The organism is Streptomyces sp. x-80 (assembly GCF_046549095.1).
GTDB lineage: Bacteria > Actinomycetota > Actinomycetes > Streptomycetales > Streptomycetaceae > Streptomyces > Streptomyces celluloflavus.
In genome coordinates this window covers 1-19,950 of sequence record NZ_JAJPWM010000041.1, presented here as the reverse complement: position 1 = coordinate 19,950, position 19,950 = coordinate 1, and the positions used below count along the sequence as shown (strand labels likewise).

Annotated in this window: 21 protein-coding genes and 1 pseudogene; 6 read left to right on the top strand and 16 right to left on the bottom strand. The window is 71.7% G+C overall.

Translation table 11 applies throughout. From position 1 onward, the window contains the following. The first annotated feature begins 39 nt into the window (after window positions 1-39). The 3 genes from ACLJWH_RS40370 (at window position 40) to ACLJWH_RS40360 (ending at window position 2,243) form a co-directional block, all read left to right on the top strand. Window positions 40-237 carry a ferredoxin gene (locus ACLJWH_RS40370; protein WP_411146801.1) on the top strand — a complete coding sequence of 66 codons (198 nt, stop codon included), beginning with the start codon at window positions 40-42 and terminating at the stop codon, window positions 235-237. Beyond that, on the top strand, window positions 234-1,433 hold the full coding sequence (locus ACLJWH_RS40365) for an NAD(P)/FAD-dependent oxidoreductase (protein ID WP_411146800.1): 1,200 nt from the start codon (window positions 234-236) through the stop codon (window positions 1,431-1,433). The genes ACLJWH_RS40370 and ACLJWH_RS40365 overlap by 4 nt, the downstream gene beginning before the upstream one ends. A 132-nt stretch (window positions 1,434-1,565) precedes the next feature. Further along, complete coding sequence (locus ACLJWH_RS40360) at window positions 1,566-2,243, top strand: DUF998 domain-containing protein (protein WP_411146799.1); 678 nt, start codon at window positions 1,566-1,568, stop codon at window positions 2,241-2,243. Between the two features lie 375 nt (window positions 2,244-2,618). On the opposite strand, the gene ACLJWH_RS40355 is transcribed toward ACLJWH_RS40360, so the two are convergent. Then, window positions 2,619-4,157 (bottom strand): MBL fold metallo-hydrolase, encoded by a 1,539-nt coding sequence (locus ACLJWH_RS40355; RefSeq protein WP_411146798.1) that lies wholly within the window; start codon window positions 4,155-4,157, stop codon window positions 2,619-2,621. 87 nt (window positions 4,158-4,244) lie between these two features. Between ACLJWH_RS40355 and ACLJWH_RS40350 the strand changes: the two genes are divergently transcribed. Continuing rightward, window positions 4,245-4,895, top strand: a complete 651-nt coding sequence (locus ACLJWH_RS40350; RefSeq protein WP_411146797.1) for a TetR/AcrR family transcriptional regulator — start codon at window positions 4,245-4,247, stop codon at window positions 4,893-4,895. Between the two features lie 144 nt (window positions 4,896-5,039). Here the strand turns inward: ACLJWH_RS40350 and ACLJWH_RS40345 are convergent. Beyond that, window positions 5,040-5,330, bottom strand: a pseudogene (locus ACLJWH_RS40345) (IS200/IS605 family accessory protein TnpB-related protein); the annotation flags it as partial. Between ACLJWH_RS40345 and ACLJWH_RS40340 the strand changes: the two are divergent. Then, complete coding sequence (locus ACLJWH_RS40340) at window positions 5,289-5,480, top strand: hypothetical protein (protein WP_411146817.1); 192 nt, start codon at window positions 5,289-5,291, stop codon at window positions 5,478-5,480. The pseudogene ACLJWH_RS40345 and the gene ACLJWH_RS40340 overlap by 42 nt on opposite strands. Window positions 5,481-5,594: 114 nt before the next feature. Here the strand turns inward: ACLJWH_RS40340 and ACLJWH_RS40335 are convergent, their stop codons facing one another. The 12 genes from ACLJWH_RS40335 to ACLJWH_RS40280 all read right to left on the bottom strand — a co-directional run bounded on the left by ACLJWH_RS40335 (window position 5,595) and on the right by ACLJWH_RS40280 (window position 16,309). After that, complete coding sequence (locus tag ACLJWH_RS40335) at window positions 5,595-6,323, bottom strand: sulfite exporter TauE/SafE family protein (protein WP_411146796.1); 729 nt, start codon at window positions 6,321-6,323, stop codon at window positions 5,595-5,597. A gap of 35 nt (window positions 6,324-6,358) precedes the next feature. Further along, a complete protein-coding gene (locus tag ACLJWH_RS40330; RefSeq protein ID WP_411146795.1) occupies window positions 6,359-6,547 on the bottom strand; it encodes a hypothetical protein in 189 nt (62 codons plus the stop codon). Between the two features lie 145 nt (window positions 6,548-6,692). Next, window positions 6,693-7,469: a hypothetical protein gene (locus ACLJWH_RS40325; RefSeq protein ID WP_411146794.1), complete on the bottom strand. Its 777-nt coding sequence runs from the start codon at window positions 7,467-7,469 to the stop codon at window positions 6,693-6,695. A gap of 336 nt (window positions 7,470-7,805) precedes the next feature. Further along, the gene (locus ACLJWH_RS40320) at window positions 7,806-8,339 is read right to left on the bottom strand and encodes an SgcJ/EcaC family oxidoreductase (RefSeq protein ID WP_411146793.1); all 534 of its coding nucleotides are present in this window, start codon (window positions 8,337-8,339) and stop codon (window positions 7,806-7,808) included. 407 nt (window positions 8,340-8,746) lie between these two features. Beyond that, a complete protein-coding gene (locus tag ACLJWH_RS40315) occupies window positions 8,747-9,313 on the bottom strand; it encodes a hypothetical protein (protein WP_411146792.1) in 567 nt (188 codons plus the stop codon). Further along, the gene (locus ACLJWH_RS40310; protein WP_052856858.1) at window positions 9,310-10,431 is read right to left on the bottom strand and encodes an ROK family glucokinase; all 1,122 of its coding nucleotides are present in this window, start codon (window positions 10,429-10,431) and stop codon (window positions 9,310-9,312) included. The genes ACLJWH_RS40315 and ACLJWH_RS40310 overlap by 4 nt, the downstream gene beginning before the upstream one ends. A gap of 210 nt (window positions 10,432-10,641) precedes the next feature. Then, window positions 10,642-11,451: an ATP-binding cassette domain-containing protein gene (locus ACLJWH_RS40305; RefSeq protein WP_411146791.1), complete on the bottom strand. Its 810-nt coding sequence runs from the start codon at window positions 11,449-11,451 to the stop codon at window positions 10,642-10,644. Beyond that, window positions 11,448-12,521, bottom strand: coding sequence for an ABC transporter permease (locus tag ACLJWH_RS40300; protein ID WP_411146790.1), 1,074 nt, complete (start codon window positions 12,519-12,521; stop codon window positions 11,448-11,450). Before ACLJWH_RS40300 ends, ACLJWH_RS40305 begins: the two co-directional genes overlap by 4 nt. Further along, window positions 12,518-13,492: a sugar ABC transporter substrate-binding protein gene (locus ACLJWH_RS40295; RefSeq protein WP_411146815.1), complete on the bottom strand. Its 975-nt coding sequence runs from the start codon at window positions 13,490-13,492 to the stop codon at window positions 12,518-12,520. The genes ACLJWH_RS40300 and ACLJWH_RS40295 overlap by 4 nt, the downstream gene beginning before the upstream one ends. Window positions 13,493-13,674: 182 nt before the next feature. Next, window positions 13,675-14,673: a substrate-binding domain-containing protein gene (locus ACLJWH_RS40290; protein ID WP_411146789.1), complete on the bottom strand. Its 999-nt coding sequence runs from the start codon at window positions 14,671-14,673 to the stop codon at window positions 13,675-13,677. A gap of 213 nt (window positions 14,674-14,886) precedes the next feature. Further along, a complete protein-coding gene (locus tag ACLJWH_RS40285; protein ID WP_387807193.1) occupies window positions 14,887-15,606 on the bottom strand; it encodes a GntR family transcriptional regulator in 720 nt (239 codons plus the stop codon). A 523-nt stretch (window positions 15,607-16,129) separates the two neighbouring features. Further along, the gene (locus ACLJWH_RS40280; RefSeq protein ID WP_411146814.1) at window positions 16,130-16,309 is read right to left on the bottom strand and encodes an Atu4866 domain-containing protein; all 180 of its coding nucleotides are present in this window, start codon (window positions 16,307-16,309) and stop codon (window positions 16,130-16,132) included. A 198-nt stretch (window positions 16,310-16,507) separates the two neighbouring features. Between ACLJWH_RS40280 and ACLJWH_RS40275 the strand changes: the two genes are divergently transcribed. Beyond that, complete coding sequence (locus ACLJWH_RS40275) at window positions 16,508-17,350, top strand: helix-turn-helix transcriptional regulator (RefSeq protein ID WP_411146788.1); 843 nt, start codon at window positions 16,508-16,510, stop codon at window positions 17,348-17,350. A gap of 155 nt (window positions 17,351-17,505) precedes the next feature. Here the strand turns inward: ACLJWH_RS40275 and ACLJWH_RS40270 are convergent, their stop codons facing one another. After that, the gene (locus ACLJWH_RS40270) at window positions 17,506-18,402 is read right to left on the bottom strand and encodes a transporter substrate-binding domain-containing protein (RefSeq protein ID WP_411146787.1); all 897 of its coding nucleotides are present in this window, start codon (window positions 18,400-18,402) and stop codon (window positions 17,506-17,508) included. Window positions 18,403-18,875: 473 nt separating this feature from the next. After that, window positions 18,876-19,544, bottom strand: a complete 669-nt coding sequence (locus ACLJWH_RS40265) for a bifunctional 4-hydroxy-2-oxoglutarate aldolase/2-dehydro-3-deoxy-phosphogluconate aldolase (protein ID WP_411146786.1) — start codon at window positions 19,542-19,544, stop codon at window positions 18,876-18,878. Between the last annotated feature and the right edge of the window lie 406 nt (window positions 19,545-19,950).

Here is a 19,950-nt window from a genome sequence, read left to right as displayed (position 1 = left end):
CACCACGCGGAGAACACGAGGAGAAGAGGAGAACCCGCGATGAAGATCACGATTGAGCAGGACAAATGTGTTGCGGCCGGGCAGTGCGTGCTGGCCGCCCCGCAGGTGTTCGACCAGCGCGAGGAGGACGGCATCGTCGTGCTGGAGCACGACCGGCCCCCGCGGGAAACCCACGAGGACGTCCGCCTGGCGGCCCAGGTGTGCCCGGCACTGGCGATCACGCTGGACGAGTCGTGACGACACGGCCGAACCACGTGGCCGTCGTCGGCGCCTCGGCGGCGGGCCTGGCCGCCGCCGAGACCCTGCGCCGGGAGGGCTATGACGGGCGGCTCACCTTCATCAGCGCCGAAGAGCACCTGCCCTACGACCGTCCTCCCCTGTCCAAACAGGTCCTGTCCGGCGCATGGGCGCCCGAACGGACCGCGTTGCGCGACCCGGCCGCGATCACCGCACTGGACGCGGACTTCCTGCTCGGTGCCACGGCCACCGGTCTGGATCCTGTCGCGCGGCGGGTGCACCTGGCCGGGGACAGGGCGTTGGACTACGACGCACTGGTGATCACCACCGGAGTGGCGGCCCGTCGGCTGCCGCAGGGCCACGACCTGTCCGGGGTGCAGGTGCTGCGCACCCTGGACGATGCCCTCGCGCTGCGGGACCGACTGCGATCCGAGCCGAAGGTGGTCGTCGTCGGTGCCGGGGTACTGGGCACCGAGGCCGCGGCCGCCGCGCGCCGGCTCGGCCTGTCGGTCACGGTCGTCGACCCGCTCCCGGCCCCGGTGATCCGCCAGTTCGGGGCGCGGATCGGCTCCCTTGTCGCCGGCCTGCATCGCGAGCACGGGGTGCGGCTGCTCACCGGAACGGGGGTCGACTCGCTGTCGGCCGCCGACGGTCGGGTGACCGGGGTGCGGTTGACCAACGGGATGGCCCTGGACGCCGATCTCGTGCTGGTCGCGATCGGTTCGGTTCCGGGGACCGCATGGCTGGCCGGCAGCGGCCTGTCACTGTCCAACGGGGTGGACTGCGATGCGCTGTGCCGGGCCGCGCCGGGGATCGTGGCGGCCGGGGACGTGGCGAGCTGGGCCCATCCTGAGCTGGGGCGGATCCGGGTCGAGAACCGCACGAACGCCACCGAGCAGGCCGCGGCCGCCGCGAGAGCCCTGCTGGGCAAGGGAAGCGCCTATGCTCCGATCCCGTTCTTCTGGACCGACCAGTACGACGTGCGGATCCAGGCGTACGGGTTCGTCCCCGAAGACGCCGAGCCCGCCGTGGTGGTGGGAGATCCCGCCGAGGGGAAGTTCGCCGCCCTGTACGGGGCTCAAGGCGAAGTGGTGGCGGCGCTGGCCTGGAATCTCCCCCGGGAGCTGCGTGCCCTGCGGCAGCACGTGGTGAGCCGGACGCCGTGGGAGCAGGCCGTACCGCCGGCGCTGCGGTAGCGCGTAGCCGACCGGCGCTACGACGCACCGACCCGACGCCGTCCAGCCCCGTCCGGTGGGGGCCGAGGCTCACGGCCCCCACCACGCACCCGTATTCGACCGGTCTTCCGACCGGTGTTTTGGAGGACGCCCATGGCCACCGGCAATCCCCGGCGCATGCGACTCGGGGCCATCCTGTGGATCTGCTCCGCACAGTTCTTCGTGGTGAACGTGATCGTTGCGGCACGTTGGTCCGCGCCGCCGTACAACCCCGCGCGCCACATGATCAGCAGCCTGGGGACGACCGAGTGCCTCACACAGAACCAGACCTACGTCTGCTCGCCCTGGCACACCGCGGCCAACCTCTCGTGGATCATCGCAGGCGGCTGCATCGTGCTGGGCACGATCCTGGTCGCCCCGATGTTCCCCCGTGACCGCCTCGGCCGGACGGCGACCCTGCTGTCGGCCGTCGCCGGAACGGGCCTGGCGCTGGTGGGGCTCTTCCCGGACAACGTCGACATCGGCCCCCACATTGCGGGCGCCGTTCTGCTCATCGGCGGCGGCAACACCGCCCTGATCCTGCTCGGCCGATCCCTGCGCACGGCACGGGAGTGCAAGCGCCTCGCGACGGCCGCACCGATCGTCGGAGTTGTCGGACTCGTGGCCGTCGCGCTGATGCTGACCGTGGGTATGGCGGCCGACGTGCCCGGACTGTTCGAGCGGATCGCCGGTTACCCCGTCATCGCGGCCTTCCCGATCTGCGGAATCGCGGCCCTGATCAAGCTCAGTCAGCGGAGCGCTGCTTCCGCCGGCGCGCCAGGATCCCGTTGACCGCTGCCGCGGCCCCGCGCCGGTCGTGCCGGCCGGGTCGGCTCCGCCGCGTGGGCGCGCCGTGCAACGCACCGCAAAGGGCACCCCGCCCTTCGGGCTCCGGATCGAGCTCGGAGCGCACCTCGATGGAGTCGGGGCAGTCGTGCCGGTGCGGGTCGTTCCTGGCCGACCAGTGAGCCTTCGCCATCTTCGACCAGCACATTCGAAGATGGCGAAGGCTCGATGAAACCCGGGGCCGATCCCCGCCGGGTCCGGACCCGGCCCCGGACCCGCCCTGTTCACCCCCCGCCGAGCCCGCGAGGCGCTCAGGGCTTGCCGGTCGGCGGAGAGTGGGCGCGGTCGGTCGGCTGCGCCGTCCGTGCCGTCCGTCCCGGCCTACGCGGGCGGGGCGAGCCAGTCGTCGAGCGGGACTTGGCAGGAGTTGAGAATGCCGGCGATCAGTGTGTAGGCGCCGATGAGGGCGAGCAGTTCCACCAGTTGTGGTGTGGAGTGGTGTGTGGCCAGTTCCTGCCAGGTGGCGGAGGACAGGGTGTGCCCCTCGCACAGTTCGTCGACGGCCCGCAGCAGCGCCCGGTCGGCTTCGTCGAAGCCGGGGCTGTCCGGCCCGTCGGGGATGCGGGCGATCTCGGACTCGGTGAGGCCGACGGCGGCGCCGAGGCGGACGTGATGATGCCACTCATAGGCCGAGCCGGTGCGGTGGGCGGTCCGGAGGATCACCAGTTCCCGCTGGCGGGGCGGGATGAGCCCCTGGGCGAGCTGGGTGAGCAGGGGTACCAGGGCGACCAGCAGGTCGGGGTGGTTGCCGATGGTCGCCAGGACGTTGAGCACCGGGCGGCCCGCCAGCGGCCCGGCCCCGTCCGCGAGGATCTGCGCTGCGGGACCCTCCAGGCGTGGGGCCAGAGTGGCGATCTCGGATGCGGGCCGTGGCGCGATGCGCGGGGGCGCATCGACGGGACGCGGCACGACGCGCAGGGCCGGAGCGGCTGGGCGCGGCGCGGCGTACTGGTCGAGAAGGCCCATCAGCTCCTCCTCCCCGGGCGTACCGTCGCCGTTGAGTTCGCGGTAGATGGCGCCGATGTTGAGCACCAGGCGTTCGGGGTCGTCCCAGTCGGCGATGCCGTCCAGGTTCATCTCCCGGGCGGCCTGGAGTACGGGGACGCCCGCCCCGTGCGCGTGGACAGCGTGGTCGCGGACCCGTTCGAGGTAGTCGCGGAAGGTGCGGACCTCGCGCTTGCCGACGATCGGGCCGTGTCCGGGCACGATCGTTTCGACGTCCAGGCAGAGGATCAGGTCGCAGGCGGTGATCCAGTTCTCCACCGGGCCGCTGTGGATCACCGGGTGGCCGCCGACGAACAGGATGTCCCCGGTGAACAGCGTGGCGGTGTCCGGGACATGGACCAGCACGTCCCCGGCGGTGTGGGCCGGGCCGACCTCGATCAGCCGGACCGTACGCCGGCCCACCGCCACCTCCAGCTCGCCGCTGAAGGTCCGGGTCGGCAGCGTCGGGGTGATGCCGGTGAAGTCGAAGGTCCTGCGCATGTCCTCGGCGACCCGCGGGAGCTGGACCACGCCGGGCGAGGCGAACAGTTCGTGGAGCCGGTCGTGGCGCATGGCGGCCGCGGCGGCCTCGGAGGCGAGGATCGTGGCGTCCGGGAGCAGTTGGTTGCCCCACCAGTGGTCGCCGTCGCTGTGGCTGTTGACCAGAGTGCTGATCGTGAGCCGGGGCAGTGCTCGCGCCATCGCGTCCAGCATGTCGCGGGTCTGCGGGACGGTGAACAGGGTGTCGACGAGCAGCCCTTCGTCGCCGGAGACGATCAGCCCGGCGTTGCTGAAGCCCCAGGTGCCGCTGGGCTGTAGGTAGGCGTAGGTGTCTGCGGCGATCTCGTGCAGACCCAGGGTGAAGGGGACGGCCATCGCTTGACCTCCTCAATAGATGCACTCGGATGTACTTGAGTACCAATGTATATCCAAGTACCGACTGGACCCAAGTACAATCTCGGTGTGAGGTCGACGACACCGCAGGACGCGGGAGAACCGCAGGACCGCCGCGAACGGCGCCGCAACGCGACACGGGAGCGGCTGCTGACCGCGGCCCTCGAACTGTTCGCCGCCCGGGGGTACGCGGCCACCACCTATGAGCACATCGCCGAGCGCGCCGATGTGGGCCGCCAGACCGCGTTCAACCACTTCCGCCGCAAGGAGGACTTCGTGACCGCCTGGGTCCAGGGGCGGCACGAGCGGCTGGACCGGCAGGCGGCTGCGGACGCGTCCGCAGCCGGGAAGTCCGCCGTCGAGGCACTGGCGGACGAACTGCGCGCACTCGCGGAACTCAACGAGCGGGATTACGCACTGGCCAAGGAGCTGCACGACGGCGGAGTGCTGCACGCCGCCTTCGGCCTCGGCGCCGCCACACCCCCCGCGATCCTCACCGTTGTCACCCGCGGTCAGCAGCGCGGCGAGATCCGCGGCGACCTCGATCCGGGGACGCTCGCCGACATGATCTTCGATGGCTACGTGACCGCGCTGAGCCGCTGGCTGAGCGGCGACGGCACTTACTCGCTCACCGAGGCCCTGCTGGCCAGGCTCACTGTGCTCGCGGAGGGTTTCACGGCCCGCCGCGCCGTCAACCCCCGTCGTTCCGGCCTGAGGTGACGCGGTGGACGTATCCCCCGGGCACCGCGGCGGTCAGGGCGGGCGGTGCCGTGACGGGACGTTGTGCGGTACCGGTCACGCCTCTCCCCCTGGCTTGAGTGGTCGCTGTGCGAGGGTTCACCGGGGCGTCGGTCCGGCGCACCCTTGCCGGTGCTGCACGCCCCACCTGCTGATGTAGGCGGGATCGACGGCGATCACGCCGAGTCCCCTCCCCGCGCACCTGGACAGCGGGCGCGCGCGGAGTCTGCCGGTGGGGATGCCCGGGATGAGCTGCCGGAAGCGCGTCTCGCGGCCGTGCTTCTCGCGGGTTTTGAAGTCGGTGAAGTCGAGGTCTTCGACCGCGATGGCCTGCACACCGGTGGCTTTGACCCAGTGCGGCAGGCGAGTGAGGGCATGGCGCAGCTGCGCGTCGCGGTGGGTGGCGGTGCCCGCACCGGCCGCGGCGGCACGTCGGTGATCGGCTGCCTGACACCCGAACAGTTCCTGGGCACCACCCGGGGCACCACCGCCTCGTTCCGTACCTCCTGCCCGCGCGCCCTCCAGCAGCACGTCATCGACAACTGGGGTGCCTACGGCTACCGCTGACACCTCCGGCCGGGCCCCCGGTCGGCACGCGGACACCGCACCGGCCGGTCGCCTCGGGCAGTCGTGGCCGCGGGAACCGCCACCGGCCGGGATGCCGGTTCCGGCCGCCGTGGCTCAGCGAAGCAGCATCTGGACGATGCCCACGGTCCCGACTGCCACGATGAGGGTGCGCAGGAGTACGGGACTCAGACGGCGGCCCGCCGTGGCCCCGATCTGGCCGCCGATGGCGGAACCGACCGCGAGGAGGGCGACGGCCGTCCAGTCGAAGTCCGCGACGAAGAGGAAGAAGAACGCGGCGACGGTGTTGACGACGGCGGCGAGAACGTTCTTGAAGGCGTTGAGACGTTGCATGCTGTCGTCGAGGAGCGTGCCCATCAGGGACATGTAGATGATTCCCTGGGCCGCGGCGAAGTAGCCGCCGTAGACGCTGGCCAGGGTCAGTCCGGTGAGCAGCGGCAGGCCACCGTCGGGGCGTGCGGAGGTGCCGGTCAGTTCGCGGCGGCGCCGCAGGATTCTGCTGATCCGGGGCTGGAGGACGACCAGGACGAGAGCCAGGCCCACCAGGACCGGCACGATCCTCTCGAATGCCGTGGCGGGCAGGGCCAGCAGGAGCGTGGCACCCGTGAGGCCGCCGAGCAGGGCGCCGGCGCTCCATTTCAGGAGGCGCCGGCGCTGGCCGACGAGTTCCTTGCGGTAGCCGATGGCTCCGCTGATCGAGCCGGGGATCAGGCCGAGTGCGTTGGAGACCGTGGCGGTGACGGGCGGCAGGCCGACCGCGAGCAGAACGGGAAAGGTGATCAGTGTCCCGGAACCGACGACCGCGTTGATGGCTCCGGCGCTCATGCCCGCTCCGAAGACGGCGAGTATCTCCCCCACCGTCACGCCGCGCCCGATTTCATGGAACCGGTGCCACCGCCGGACGCGGCGGAGCGCGAGGGCCGCGATCCGTCCTGATGCCGCATCGGGACGAGCCGCACCGGAGTCCCGGAGTACGAGGTGCCCGGCTCGATGGCGGTGCGAGTGCCGGCCGCCGCTGCGGGCGGGACCCCGAGGTATGTGGTGTTCATGACGTGAAGCATAGAAACCGAACGCTTCGTGCGTGGCCGAAGTGTCACTGCGATAGCCACGTGGTACCGAAGCACGCCCGGGAGGGGTGCAGCCGTCGTGGGTGCACGACCGTGCCCGGCCCGGCGGCCGTCCCGTCCCTCCGGGTCAGTTGTCGACGTACTTGCGCAACACGGCCTGGTAGTCGGCGAATTCGGGCTCGGTGTGGAGGCTGTCGGTGCCCTTCTTGAGGTAGACCAGTCCCGGGCAGTTGGGCTTCCCGGAGCCGCGCAGCTGCTCGCTGCCGACCTTCTTGCCCGTCCTGGCCTCGTACACGGTGACGTCGTACACGCCGCGGTACAGCTTGATGGTGTCCGACGTGAACTTGCAGTCGGTCAGGAACTCGCCCTCGTCGGGGGTGTCCAGGCAGGCGATGAGCTGGACCCGGTGCGGGTCGAGTGTGTTTCCGCTCCAGTAGTCCGCTGTGCCGGAGGCCGGGTAGAGGGACCGGGGGGCACCGGACTCGCTGATGGTGAACATCGCGATCGGGTGCGGGCCCGTGCCGGTGCGGTCGGCCGCCTGCGGGAAGTACTTGCGGGCCAGGCCGGCGCCGCAGCCGGTCTCGAAGTCGGAGACACGGCTGAGCGCCTTGTCGTTGGCCTTCGGCTCGAACAGCACCCAGTAGACGCCGTAGCCGACCACCGCCACCATGACCACCGCGGTCACCCGGACGAACAGCGTCCGCCGCCGGCGCTGTTCGGGCTGCGGGGCCTGGCCGGGCGCCCCGCCGGACCTGCGCCTGCTCACCAGGAAATAGCCGAGGTAGAGGACCGGAGCGGCCGCCACCACGGCGAACAGGACGCCGACCAGCGGATTCCCGCCCTTGAAGGCGATCACCGAGAAGATCACCGCGAAGCCGAGGAGCAGGACGATCAGCTTGGCCATGAACACACCGTTCCGTGGGGCCGACAAGGAGCCCAAAGGCTACCGACGACAGGTGAGTTCGCCTCGACGGTTCTGTACCAAGGTCATGACAGGTGCTCAACAATCCCGCTCGCACGGCGGCCGGCCCGGTCACCCCACCGGCTGGGGCGCCTCACCGGTCCGCCGGCCCGTGCCACCTCCACCCAGTTGCGCCACCCCGGGCACGGAGCCGGAGGATGGGGAGAACGGGCCGCGCCGCGCGTCACGGCAGTGCGGTCGTGGCTTCCTCTGGTGCGCAACAGCGCTGTGGAGGCTGTCCAGTTCCTGCGGCCTCGGCCCCGAGCCGGGAGCGCGCGGTCAGCCGCCGGACGGGACCACCGAGGAGTGGTGGTTGATGATCAGCCACCGTCCTCCCCGCAGCTCGTAGACGAAGGTGTAGCGGGCGTCGACCTTGGACTTGGTGCCGTCCTTGTTGGTCAGCGTGAACTGGTAGAGGCCGGTGTCGACGGCGGCGGTGGGGCCCAGGACGTGGATGAACCGCTCCTGGATCCTGCCGACGGGTTTGCTGTCGAGGAAGTGCTTGAAGTAGTCGACGATCGCGTTCCGGTCGGTGCGCAGCCGGGCCGACAGGGTCGGCAACAGCACCGCACCGGGGGCGTAGAGGTCTGCGACACGGTTCGCATCACCCGTCGCCAGGGCCGCGTTCCACCGGTCGAACAGGGCCGCGATCTGCCGCTGTGTGGGCAACGGTGTCGTGGCCGCCGGGGCCGCTGTGGCCGTGCGTACGACAGGGTCTTGGACAGGGGTGCCGGCCGCGTACGCGGACCCCGCACCGGCGAAGAGTACGGCGACGGTGACGACGGCAACCCCGGCAGAATACGTGCGCCTCACAATGCACCTCCCGCTGTACGGCGGTTCTGCACACCGGAAACACCAGCTTCGCCCACCACACGCGATTCGGCACCCGCAGCGCCGCTCCGGCCGCTGTGTACGGGGAACCGGCACGCGGTACCGGTTCACCGTCGGGCTCCAGGACAGGCTCGCCCGGCTCGCCGGACCCGTGCTCCCCGGACCGTGCGGCCCCGCCCTGGCACCGAGCTCCCGTCCTGCATCGGCGGGACGCTCCCGGACAGTCGCGATGACGTGTGCCGGGTGGTCCCGAGCGCGGCACCCGGTACGAGTACGGGAGCGCCACCGGGGCCGTCGATCCGGTGCTGGTCGCTCCGCTCGCTCCCCGGCCCCCACCGACCGCGCCGCGTGCCCCTGGCGCCCTGGTCAGAAGCCGGCGGCCGGGCGGTTCAGAACGTAATGGTCGAGACGGTGTAGACGACCGGATGGCCGGGTTCGTCGTGGCTGACCATGATCCGTTGTGAGGGCTGCGGGGCCTTCTTCTCGTGGCTGGTGCCGGTCCACCGCCGGTCGGTGGTGAAGTCCCAGCCGACCTTCGCGGCCTGTTCGGGCGCGATGGTGGGCGGGCCCGAATTGAGGTCCTCGGCCGTGGTGCCGACCTTCGTCAGGAACTTGTCGAGCCCCCGGTCGTCCGTCCTGAACTGCACGAACAGCGAGCTGGTCTGCCAGGAGTTGGACTCGTAGTAGTAGACCGGGGTGGAGCCGACGGGGACCGGGACGTTGTAGATCCGCTGCTGGACCTTGGAGGGGAAACCGTTGGTCAGACCGGTGGCCGCGGCCTCCTGCTCCTTGCCCTCGCCGCTGTCGCGGCTCTGCTCGGCGGAGATGACGATATAGCCGGCCGGGATCGTGATCAGCAGGAAGACGATCAGCGCCATCAGCCAGGGGCGGGGGCGTTTGCCGCGCGGCGGCCCGGCGAGGTGGTCGTCGTGCACGTGCGGGTCCGGTTCGGTCATCGGCGGCCGGACCGTTCGTAGCGCTCGTACCGCTCGACGCGGCGGCGGTTGGCGCGCCGGAAGCGGCGGGCGACCAGCCGGGCGAGGTCCGCGGCGCCGACCATACCGGCCTCGGGGCCCAGCTGGGCCTTGGCGATCCGGGCCTCGGGGCGGTAGCCGCGGCCGGTGAGCTGGCGCCGGAAGGCGTCCCGGGCGGGGCCGATCAGCAGATCGTCGGCGGCGCTGACGCCACCGCCGATGACGAAGCAGGAGGGGTCGAGGGCGGCGGCGAGGTTGGCGATGCCGACGCCGAGCCACTGGCCGATGTCCTGGAGGAGTTCGACGCACATCGCGTCGCCCTCCCGGGCCAGCTCGGTGATCAGCGGTCCGGTGATGTCGCCGACGCGCCCGCCGACCCGTTCGATGATGTTGTACGCGACCGGGGAGTCGGCCGCGGCCAGCTCGCGGGCCTCGCGCACCAGGGCGTTACCGGAGCTGTACTGCTCCCAGCAGCCGCGGTTGCCGCACGGGCAGCGGTGGCCGCCGGGGACGACCTGCATATGGCCGAACTCACCGGCCACGCCGTACTTGCCCCGCTTGACCTGGCCGTCCTCCAGGATCGCGCCGCCGATGCCGGTACCGAGGGTGATCATGACGAGGTGGTCCTCGCCGCGGCCGGCGCCGAACCGCCATTCCGCCCAGGCGGCGGTGTTGGCGTCGTTGTCGACCATGACCGGCACCGCGAGGCGCCCGGCGAGCCGGTCGCGCAGCGGTTCGTTGCGCCAGTTCAGGTGCGGGGCGAACAGCACCTTGCTGCGGTCGGCGTCGACCCAGCCGGCCGCGCCGATGCCCACCGCGTGCACATCGTGCCGGTCGGAGAGGTCCAGCACCAGCTCGGTGATGGTGTCCTCGACGACCTTGGGGCTCTTGGACTTGTCCGGCGTCTCGGTGCGGACCTTCTCCAGGATGGTGCCGTCGGCGTCGACGACACCGGCCATGACCTTGGTGCCGCCGATGTCGATGCCGACGGTGGGCACCCGCGGCGCGGTCAGCAGCGAACGCCGCTCGCGGGTGCCGACCGTGCGCAGCACGGTGGCTCTCGCCGACCCGCGGTGCACCCGTTCCCGATACGTACTCATCGGCCCACCTCTTCGCCGTTACGGCTGCCGTGACGGTCGCGGCGGCTGCGTGCTCGCAAGAGTCGTCTCGTCCCTGCGGGTCTAGGGAGGCCGGGGCCTCGGCGTGCATGGTCCGCTGCGATTGTGCATCACGCGCGGCGTCCGGCGCACCGCGGCCAGGGGCGGGCGGCCCGCGCGGGGCGGCGGACCGGCCACGGGGTGCGGGCCGGGTCAGTCGGGCCGGTGGCCGCCGGGGAACTGCGGGGTCGCCGAGCGGGACAGTTCATGGCTGAGCTGCTCCAGCTCGCTGCCGCCCGCCATTTGGCGGGTCAGCTCGTCCAGGGCGATCTCCGACTTGGCGTGGCTGCCGGCCATCGTGCCGCGCTTGAGCAGGACGAAGCGGTCGCCGACGAGATAGGCGTGGTGCGGATTATGGGTGATCAACACCACGCCGAGACCGGCGTCGCGCGCGGCCGCGACGTACTTGAGGACGACGCCGGACTGCTTGACGCCGAGCGCCGCGGTCGGCTCGTCCAGGACCAGGACCTTGGCGCCGAAGTACACGGCGCGGGCGATGGCGACGCACTGCCGCTCGCCGCCCGAGAGGGTGCCGATCGGCTGGTCGACATCGCGCAGGTCGATGCCCATCCGCAGCAGCTCGCTGCGGGTGGTCTCGCGCATGGTGTGGACGTCGAGGCGGGCGAAGGGGCCGCGGCCCTTGGTGGGCTCGGAGCCCAGGAAGAAGTTCCGCCACACCGGCATCAGGGGGACCACCGCCAGGTCCTGGTAGACGGTGGCGATACCGCGGTCCAGCGCCTCGCGCGGGGAGCCGAGCCGCGCCTCCTCGCCCTCGATGGTGAAGGATCCGGCGTCGTGCTGGTGCAGCCCCGAGATGATCTTGATGAGGGTGGATTTGCCGGCGCCGTTGTCACCGAGCACACAGGAGATCTCCCCCGCGTGCACCTCCAGGGACACCCCCTCCAGCGCCCGGATGCTGCCGTAGTACTTGCTGACGTCGGTGAGCTCGACCAGGGCCGTCATGCCTTCGCCTCCGCGCGCTTGCGGATCCATGCGTTCAGGAGCGTGGCGAGCAGCAGCATCGCCCCGAGGAAGAACTTGTACCAGTCCGGGTTCCACTGCGCGTAGACGATGCCCTTGCTGGTCATGCCGAAGATGAAGGCACCGACGGCGGCGCCGATCGCCGAGCCGTAGCCACCGGTCATCAGACAGCCGCCGACCGCCGCCGCGATGATGTAGAGGAACTCGTTGCCCACGCCGTCGCCGGACTGGATCGCGTCGTACGAGAACAGCAGGTGCTGGCCGGAGACCCAGGCGGCGAAGGCGACCCCCATATAGAGGCCGATCTTGGTCTTGACCACCGGGACACCGACCGCGCGGGAGGCGTCCGCGCCGCCGCCCACCGCGAAGATCCAGTTGCCGACGCGGGTGCGCAGCAGGATCCAGGTGGCCACCGCGACCAGCACGATCCACCACAGGATGGTGATCTGGATGTCCACCCCGCCCAGGGTCAGCCGGGACGCGAAGAGCGCACGGGCCGAGGCGAAGCCCTCCATATCGGCGATGGACTTCGTCGAGACGGTGCCGCTGATCAGCTTGGTGAAGCCGAGATTGAGGCCGGTCAGCATGAAGAAGGTGCCGAGCGTGATGAGGAAGCTGGGCAGTTTCGTCCGGGTCAGCAGGAAGCCGTTGAAGAAGCCGATGGCCAGGGTGACCAGCAGCGATACACCGACGCCGACCCAGGTGTTGGCCGTCAGCTGGTAGCTGACCATGGACGAGATCAGCGCCGAGCTGACGACCATCACACCGGCCGACAGATCGAATTCGCCGCCGATCATCAGCAGCGCCACCGGCACGGCCATGATGCCGATCGTCGAGGACGCGTAGAGCACGGTGGAGAGGCTGGACGCCCGCAGGAAGGGTTCCGCGACGGCCGAGAAGAAGATGAAGACGGCGATGGCGCCGACGACCGAGCCCAGCTCGGGGCGGCCCATCAGGCGGCGCACCGGCGAACGGCGCACCAGCCCGTCATCGGCCGCGTCCCCCGCCGGCGGGCCCGACGGGGCCGATGACGGTATGGCGGTGCTGCTCATCGCGTTCCCCGCTTCGTGTACTCCTGGAGCGCCGCGGCGTCCTTCTTGGTGATCACCTGGGGTCCGGTGAGCACCGGTTTGCCGCCGCCGAGGACATCGGAGTTGTACTTGTAGAGCCAGAGCAGGTCCACCGCCTGGTAGCCCTGGAGGTAGGGCTGCTGGTCGACGGCGAAGCCGAGCGAACCGTCCTGGAGGCCGGCCGCCACCTGCGCGTTGAGGTCGAAGGTGTCGATCTCGGCCTTGCTGCCGGCCTGCTCCTTGGCCTTGACGGCGGTGGGGGCGAACGGTGCGCCGAGGGTGATGACGGAGTCGATGGCGCTGTCCGCCTGGAGCTTGGACTCGATGGAGGACTGCACATCGGGCATGTTGGTGCCCTCGACGTACAGCTTCTGCATCTCGCCCTTGAAGCTCTTCTTCGCCCCGTCGCAGCGCTGCTCGTGGCCGACGTTGCCCTGCTCGTGCAGGACGCAGAGCGCCTTCTTCCGGCCGCGCCGGTTCAGCTCCTCGCCGACCGCCTCACCGGCCACCGTCTCGTCCTGGCCGATATGGCTGAGCGCGCCGAACGCCTTGGACTCCGCGGAGCCGGAGTTCACCGTGACCACCGGGATGCCGGCCTTCTCGGCCTTGGCGACGACGTCCTTCATGGCGTCCGGCTTGGCCAGCGTCACGATCAGCCCGTCGACCTTCGCGTCGATGTAGGACTGGACGAGCTGGCTCTGCCGCGCGGCTTCCTCGTCGTTCGCGTAGACGAACTTGATGTTGTCCTTGGCCGCGGCCTGCTTGGCGCCGTTCTGCACGATGTCCCAGAAGCTGTCGCCGGCGCCCGAATGGGTGACCATCGCGAAGGTCCACCGAGGGGTGTCCACGGCGGCCCTGCCGCCGGCGGCCTTGGCGGCGCGTTCGTCCTCCGCGCGCTTGCCCCCGGTGCTGCTGCACCCCGCCAGGGAGGCGCCGAGCACCGCTGCCAGCACGGCGCTCACGACGCGCGCCCCTCTGCGAACCCTTACCACGAGGTCTTGCCCTTCCCGCTGATGTCACGCTGTGTGGTGTGCGCGGTGACGCGCACGGGCACCGGTTGCCCGGCACCAACCGCCCAAGTATCCGTTACGGCCGACCGGTGCGGATTCATCGGGTCCCGCGACCCCGTACGCGGTCACCGGGTGCCGCGTCCGGTGTACTCCGCGAGCTTCGGTACGTCCTTGGCGGTGACCAGGGTGGGACCGGTGAGCACCGGCCGGCCGCCGCCGAGCACATTGCCGTTGACCTTGTCGAGCCAGAGCAGGTCCACCGCCTCGTACCCCTGGAGGTAGGGCTGCTGGTCGACGGCGAAGGCCAGGTCCTTGGTCTTGAGGAGCCGTACGACGGTGGCGTCCAGGTCGAAGGTCGCCAGCTGCGCGGTGCTGCCCGCCTGCTTCCTGGCCTCGGCGGCGCGCGCCGCCATCGGCGCTCCGAGGGTGACGACCGCGTCGATGGACCGGTCGGCCCGGAGCGCGGCCGCGACGGCGGACCGGGCGGCGGACGCGTCGGCGCCGTCGACGGTGAGGTTCGCGACCGGCCCGTGGAAGCCCTTGCGGACACCGGCGCAGCGGTCCGCCAGCGACGCGTCGCCCTGCTCGTGGAGGACGCAGAGGGCCTTCTTGGCGTGCCGGGCGGCCAGCTCCGCGCCGGCCTCCCGCCCGGCCGCCGTGTCGTCCTGGCCGATATGCGTCAGCGCCCCGTACTCCCGGGAGAACCGGCCGCCGGCGCTGACGGTGATGACCGGTATGCCCCGCGTGACGGCCTTGCGGACGGCCGCCTTGACGGCCGCCGGCTCGGCGAGGGTGACGATCAGCCCGTCGACCTTCTGGTCGATATAGGACTCCACCGCCTCGGCCTGTTCCGCGCCGTCCTCGTCGTTGGCGTAGAGGAACTTCACATTGTCCTTGGCCGCGGCCTGTTCGGCGCCGTTGCGCACGATGTTCCAGAAGGTGTCGCCGGTACCGGCGTGGCTGACCATCGCGAAGGTCATCCGGGGCGTATCGGCGATCCGGCGGCCCGCGCCCGTCCCGCCGTGCTTGCCGCCGGAGCCGCTGCACCCGGCGACCAGTGCGAGAGCCGCCAGCAGGGCGGCCGCACCGCGGAATCCGGGTCGAGCCGTACGCACGCAGAGCATCGTGGAACCGCCTTTCCTCCCCGGCCGCCGGAATGACGGTTGGGGGAGTTCTAACGGTGCTGACAGAGCCACGTCAATGGTTTGTCTGAACATTCTGACGCGGAGTTCGATTATCCGGTGCGTGAACCGGCGTCCCTCCGACGGGCGACCAAGGACGGGGACGTGGCGTGGACGCGGTGGGCGGCACGCCCGGCCCGGCCCGCCCGGCCGCGCTCAGGGGCGGACGAGCAGCTGGAACTCGAAGGCGTAGCGGGACGCGCGGTAGACGTGTGAGCCGAACTCGACGGCGCGCCCGGTGTCGTCGAAGGTGGTCCGCTCCATCGTGAGCAGCGGGGCGCCCTCGGGCTCGTCGAGCCGCGCCGCCTCCTCGGCGGTCGCGGCCCGCGCGCCGACCGCCTGCCGGGCACTGTGCAGGGTGATCCCGGCCGACCGCATCATGCGGTACAGACCGGTCTCCTCCAGCCGGGCGGTCTCCAGCTCCAGCAGACCGGCCGGAATGTGGTTGCGCAGATGCGCGACGGGCTCACCGTGGGCGAGCCGCAGTCGCTCGACGAGCACCACGTCCGCCCCCTCGGCGATGCCCAGCGCGGCGGCGATCTCGGCGTCCGCCTGAGTGATGACGTTGCGCAGCACCCGGGTGGCGGGCTTCTGCCCGGCGGCCTCCAGATCGTCGTAGAGGCTGCTCAGCTCCAGCGGGCGCTTGACCTGGCTGTGGACGACCTGGGTACCGATACCGCGCCGCCGGACCAGCAGCCCCTTGTCGACCAGCGACTGGATCGCCTGCCGCACGGTCGGCCGGGACAGGCCGAGCCGGCCGGCCAGCTCGATCTCGTTGCCGAGCAGGCTGCCGGGAGCCAGCTTGCCGTTCTCGATCGCGGCTTCCAGCTGCTGGGCAAGCTGGAAATACAGCGGGACCGGACTGCTCCGGTCCACGCTGAACTGAACGGGGCTCTCGGCGCCCGCGGTACCTGTCTCGCGTTTCCCCACGGTCGCGAGCGTATCCGCCCGCGCAGATGACGGGAAGTCCAGAGGTCACATTGTCCGGACAAGGGTGGGTGGGGGTGGCTTCTCCCCGTCCCCTCCGAGCGGCCCGCTGCCCAGGCACTCCCGCACTCCGGGCGCCGTCCTGGCACGCCCCACGCTCCCGCAGACCCCGCCCCGCCCCGTCACCCCACCGCGAGCGGACCCTGACGGCGCAGAAGGCGGCAGGGCCCGGGTGGCGTTCGCCCGGCTTGCGCTGGCGACTTTCCGGACCTGGGCCGTCGCGCTCCCCACCGGACATCCTGAGCTTCGCGTCGGCGGCCACGGGCCGGGCCGGCGTCGGGGCCGGGGCCGTCGCCGTTGCGGTGCCGGACCGGTCGGCCGTGGCTGGGCCCCGGGCAGTCCGGGACCCGACGTCCGGCCGCTGTCTGATCCCTGCTTCCGTACCAGGCGGGGCCGTCCGAGGCGGGGCCGTCTACCCGCTCGTGCGGAGGTCGCCGGTGTCGGTGAAGCCGGTGTCGTGGACGTGGTCGAGGTGGTTGCCGGTCACCGTGCAGCAACCGGTGCAGGCGCTGCGGCAGTTGCCGCGCGCTTCGTCGTGGCGGCCGTCGGCGCGGAGTTCCTGCCGGATGTGCCCGTCCGCGGTCACCCGCATCCCTGCCACGTCCGCGTCGCCGGTCCTTCGCCTGGGGCTTCCTCCGGCGGGTCCGGCCCCTTCCTCACCATGCGGCCCTTCTTGTCCGCGGGTGCTGATCACCAGCGTGGGCGGGCGGGGGGCGGGGAGCCAGGCCGGGTGGTGCCTGGGTACGGCGCACCCAGGCACGCGGGGCAGGGGGCGGCTTAGCCTGGCGGGGTGCCCAGCAACGATCTAGGAGATTTCCTGCGCGCCCACCGCGCCCGCCTGCGGCCCGACGACGTCGGGCTCACCTCCTACGGCGCCCGCCGGGTGCCGGGGCTGCGGCGGGAGGAGGTAGCCGTCCTGGCCGGTATGAACAGCGACTACTACGCCCGTCTCGAACAGGGCCGTGAGCGCGGCCCTTCCCCGCAGATCCTCGAAGCGATCAGCGGTGCGCTGCGGATGGACGACGAAGCGCGGGAGCACATGTTCCGGCTGGCGGGCACCGCGCCGGAGGGGGTACGGCCGCAGCCGAGGGAAGCGGTCAGTCCTGCGCTGCGGCAGCTGCTGGACGGGTATCCGAAGGCCGCGGCGTTCGTCCTGAACCCGGCCAACGACTTCCTGGCTTCGAACGCTCTGGCCGACGCGCTGTTCGCACCGTTCGAGGACATGGACAACATGGCCCGCATGACCTTCCTCGACCCGGCCGCCCGGAGCTTCTTCTCGCAGTGGGGGCGGGCAGCGGAGGCGGTCGTGGCCGGACTGCGCCACGCCACGGGCCTGGACCCGCACTACCGGCGACTGCACGACCTCGTCGGCTCCCTGACCGAGGAGAGCGAGGAGTTCGCCGCCCTGTGGTCCTCGCACACCGTGCACGGCAAGTCCCGTGACGGCAAGGAACTGCTGCACCCCGACGTCGGGCCCCTCGACCTCACCTACCAGACCTTCGATGTCCGCGGGGCGCCGGGCCAGCGGCTGGTGATCTACCACGCCGAACCGGGCAGCCCCAGCGCCCAGGCGCTCTCGCTGCTCGGCAGCCTCCACGCCACCCGCCACCAGGAGGCCGCTCCGGAGCAGTAACACCCGCGGCACAGTCATCCGCATGTCAGCCCAGCGCACCGTGGTGCGCTGGGCCCGGGAGACGCGACCCGAGACCGCCCTGTCGTAGGGGTCAGGCGGGAGCCAGTCGGGAGCGCGACAAGGTCGTGGACGGCTGACTCGACAAGCTCGGTCGTTCACGGCCGAGAAGCTGACCCAGGCATGACCCACGCGTCCTCGTACTTCTGGTACGTCCCGTCGTGTGTCGCGAGGTGCACCCACTGGTCCACATACGCCTTGAACTGGTCGTCACCGCGGGGCAGGGCGTATGCCTTCTCCGAGAAGGAGAACGGCTGGTCCGGGTGGACGGAGCAGAGTTCGGGGTGGATCTTGGCCTGGTAGCGGGTCTCGCTGGCGTCCGTCATCATCACGTCCGCGCGGCCCGCGATGATCTCGTCGAAGATCGTGGTGTTGTCCGGGTGGACCGTGAGCGACGCCTCCTTGAGGTGTGCGCGGGCGAACTCCTCGTTGGTGCCACCGGGGTTGACGATCACCCGGGTCCCGGGCCGGTCGATCTGCTCCAGTGTCCGGTACCTGTCCTTGTCGGCGCAGCGGACGATGGGCGTCTTGCCGTCCGTCCGCGTCGGCTCGCTGAAGTACACGGCGCGGGCGCGCGGGAGGGTCACCGAGACGCCGCCCATGCCGATGTCGCAGCGGCCGGCCGTCAGATCGCCGACGAGCGTGGCCCAGGTCGTGGCGGTGTAGCGGGGCTCGGCGCCCAGGCTTGCGGCGAGGTTCTCGGCCATCTCGATGTCGATGCCGCGGTACGCGCCGGTCCGGGGGTCGAGTTGGGTGAACGGGCGGTAGTCGCCGGTGGTGCAGACGCGCAGTACCCCGCGCCGCGGGATGGCGTCCAGGAGCGTGGGCGGCCGCGGGGAGTGCCGGGTGGCGGCCGCGGGGGCGCCGGCCGTCGCCGTCCCGCCGGCGGTGGGGGCGGCTCCGGGCGCCGGGGCGGAGGTGTGCGACACGGCCGGCGCGGCGGCGGTGACGGCCAGCAGGCAGGCGAGGACGGTGAGCGTGGCGGCGCGTTTCATGGCGGCTCCGGTACGCGGCGGGGTGGCCGGCCACGACGGGGCGCGGCCCATGGTCGGCTCGGGCGCGCCCTCGGCGGCCGCCCGTCTCTCAGGAGCGGGCGGCGCGGCCCGGTCACGCGACCGAAGCGCTCAGGGTGGCAGAGCCCACGGCCCGGGTACATCCCATGACCGGTCAGTGGGACGGCGGGAGGGAACGGCGCCCGGACCCCGGGCCGGCGGGCCGCGCCTGGGCCTGAGCGCCGTGCCCCCGGCCCGAGGGTCGCGCCTCGGTCGCCGTACGGGCGCGCTCGGCCGCGGTACGGGGCCGCCGGCTGTCGTACAGGGCCGCCCCGTCGTCGTGCGCAACCACTCAGCCGCCGCACGAGTCCGCCCGACCGCCGTACGGGTCGGCTCAGCCGCCGTACGGCCCCCGGCCGCTGTCCAGGTCCGCCCAGCGCGCCGGGTGGATCCGCCCGGCCGCCGTCCGGAACCCCTCAGATCCCGTACGGGTCCGTCGTACTGTCCGGGGCCAGGCGGTCGGGTGCCGCGTCGGCGAGGCGGGCGAGGAGGTCGGCGGCGCGCTTGGCGACCGTGTCGCGGTCGCCCTCCGAGAGGGCCGAGCCCATCCCGACGGCGACGGCGCCCGCGGCGATCCACTCCGGTGCGCTCTCGACCGTCACTCCGCCCGTCGGCAGCAGCGGCGCCTGCGGCAGGGCGGCGCGGACATCCTTGATCCAGGACGGCTGGTGCGCGGAGGCGGGGAACAGCTTGAGCGCGTCGGCGCCGAGCTCCAGGGCGCGCACCATCTCCGTCGGCGTCGCCACTCCGGGAAAGACCGGGACGCCGTAGCGGTGGCCGGTGCGGATGACCTCGGCGTCCAGGCTCGGTGAGACCAGGAAGCGGGCGCCGGCGTCCACGGCCATCCGGGCCGACGCGGCGTCAAGGACCGTGCCCGCGCCGATGACCGCGTCATCGCCCAGCTCGCGGGTGAGGGTGGTGACCGCCTCCAGCGCGAACGGGGTGGTCAGGGATATCTCCAGGCTGGTGATACCGGCCGACAGCAGGGTGTCCGCCGTGGCGCTCGCCTCGTCGTAGGTCTCGCTGCGGACGATGGCGAAAACACGCTGCGCCAGTGCGGCCCGGGTGATCTCCCAGCGATACACGGCAGTTCGCCGCCCTTCCTTGTCTCCGACGCTCGATGCCGCCTCGCCGCGACCACGGCGGACCAGCGCTCCCAGAGGCGTGCCGACGGGGCTGACCACCGCATGGTGACTTTGCCGTCGATGCCCGCCCACTCCTCGTTTCCACCGAAACGCTACCGGGAGCCACTGACAATCCTCCCGCGGGGGTGCGCCCGGCGCTCCCCCTCCGGCAAGAACTGCGCCCCCCGTCGACCGGAATCGCGCCCCGTCCGGCAGAATCCGGCGGCCCCCGAAGCCGGGCGGCGCGAGCCGGGCGACGGGGGCCGAGGGGCGGCGGTACAAGCGGTACAAGGGGCCGGGCGCCGGAGGCGGCGCGGCGGACGGGAGCACAGCACGGCGGCGGCCGGGGTGCCCGAGCACCCCGGCC

Coding starts and splice junctions, on each gene's coding strand:
- ACLJWH_RS40370 (WP_411146801.1), top strand. CDS start 40: ATGAAGATCACGATTGAGCAGGACAAATGTGTTGCGGCCGGGCAGTGC.
- ACLJWH_RS40360 (WP_411146799.1), top strand. CDS start 1,566: ATGGCCACCGGCAATCCCCGGCGCATGCGACTCGGGGCCATCCTGTGG.
- ACLJWH_RS40355 (WP_411146798.1), bottom strand. CDS start 4,157: ATGGCCGTCCCCTTCACCCTGGGTCTGCACGAGATCGCCGCAGACACC.
- ACLJWH_RS40340 (WP_411146817.1), top strand. CDS start 5,289: ATGGCGCAGCTGCGCGTCGCGGTGGGTGGCGGTGCCCGCACCGGCCGC.
- ACLJWH_RS40335 (WP_411146796.1), bottom strand. CDS start 6,323: ATGAGCGCCGGAGCCATCAACGCGGTCGTCGGTTCCGGGACACTGATC.
- ACLJWH_RS40330 (WP_411146795.1), bottom strand. CDS start 6,547: ATGAACACCACATACCTCGGGGTCCCGCCCGCAGCGGCGGCCGGCACT.
- ACLJWH_RS40325 (WP_411146794.1), bottom strand. CDS start 7,469: ATGGCCAAGCTGATCGTCCTGCTCCTCGGCTTCGCGGTGATCTTCTCG.
- ACLJWH_RS40315 (WP_411146792.1), bottom strand. CDS start 9,313: ATGACCGAACCGGACCCGCACGTGCACGACGACCACCTCGCCGGGCCG.
- ACLJWH_RS40310 (WP_052856858.1), bottom strand. CDS start 10,431: ATGAGTACGTATCGGGAACGGGTGCACCGCGGGTCGGCGAGAGCCACC.
- ACLJWH_RS40305 (WP_411146791.1), bottom strand. CDS start 11,451: ATGACGGCCCTGGTCGAGCTCACCGACGTCAGCAAGTACTACGGCAGC.
- ACLJWH_RS40300 (WP_411146790.1), bottom strand. CDS start 12,521: ATGAGCAGCACCGCCATACCGTCATCGGCCCCGTCGGGCCCGCCGGCG.
- ACLJWH_RS40290 (WP_411146789.1), bottom strand. CDS start 14,673: ATGCTCTGCGTGCGTACGGCTCGACCCGGATTCCGCGGTGCGGCCGCC.
- ACLJWH_RS40280 (WP_411146814.1), bottom strand. CDS start 16,309: ATGCGGGTGACCGCGGACGGGCACATCCGGCAGGAACTCCGCGCCGAC.
- ACLJWH_RS40270 (WP_411146787.1), bottom strand. CDS start 18,402: ATGAAACGCGCCGCCACGCTCACCGTCCTCGCCTGCCTGCTGGCCGTC.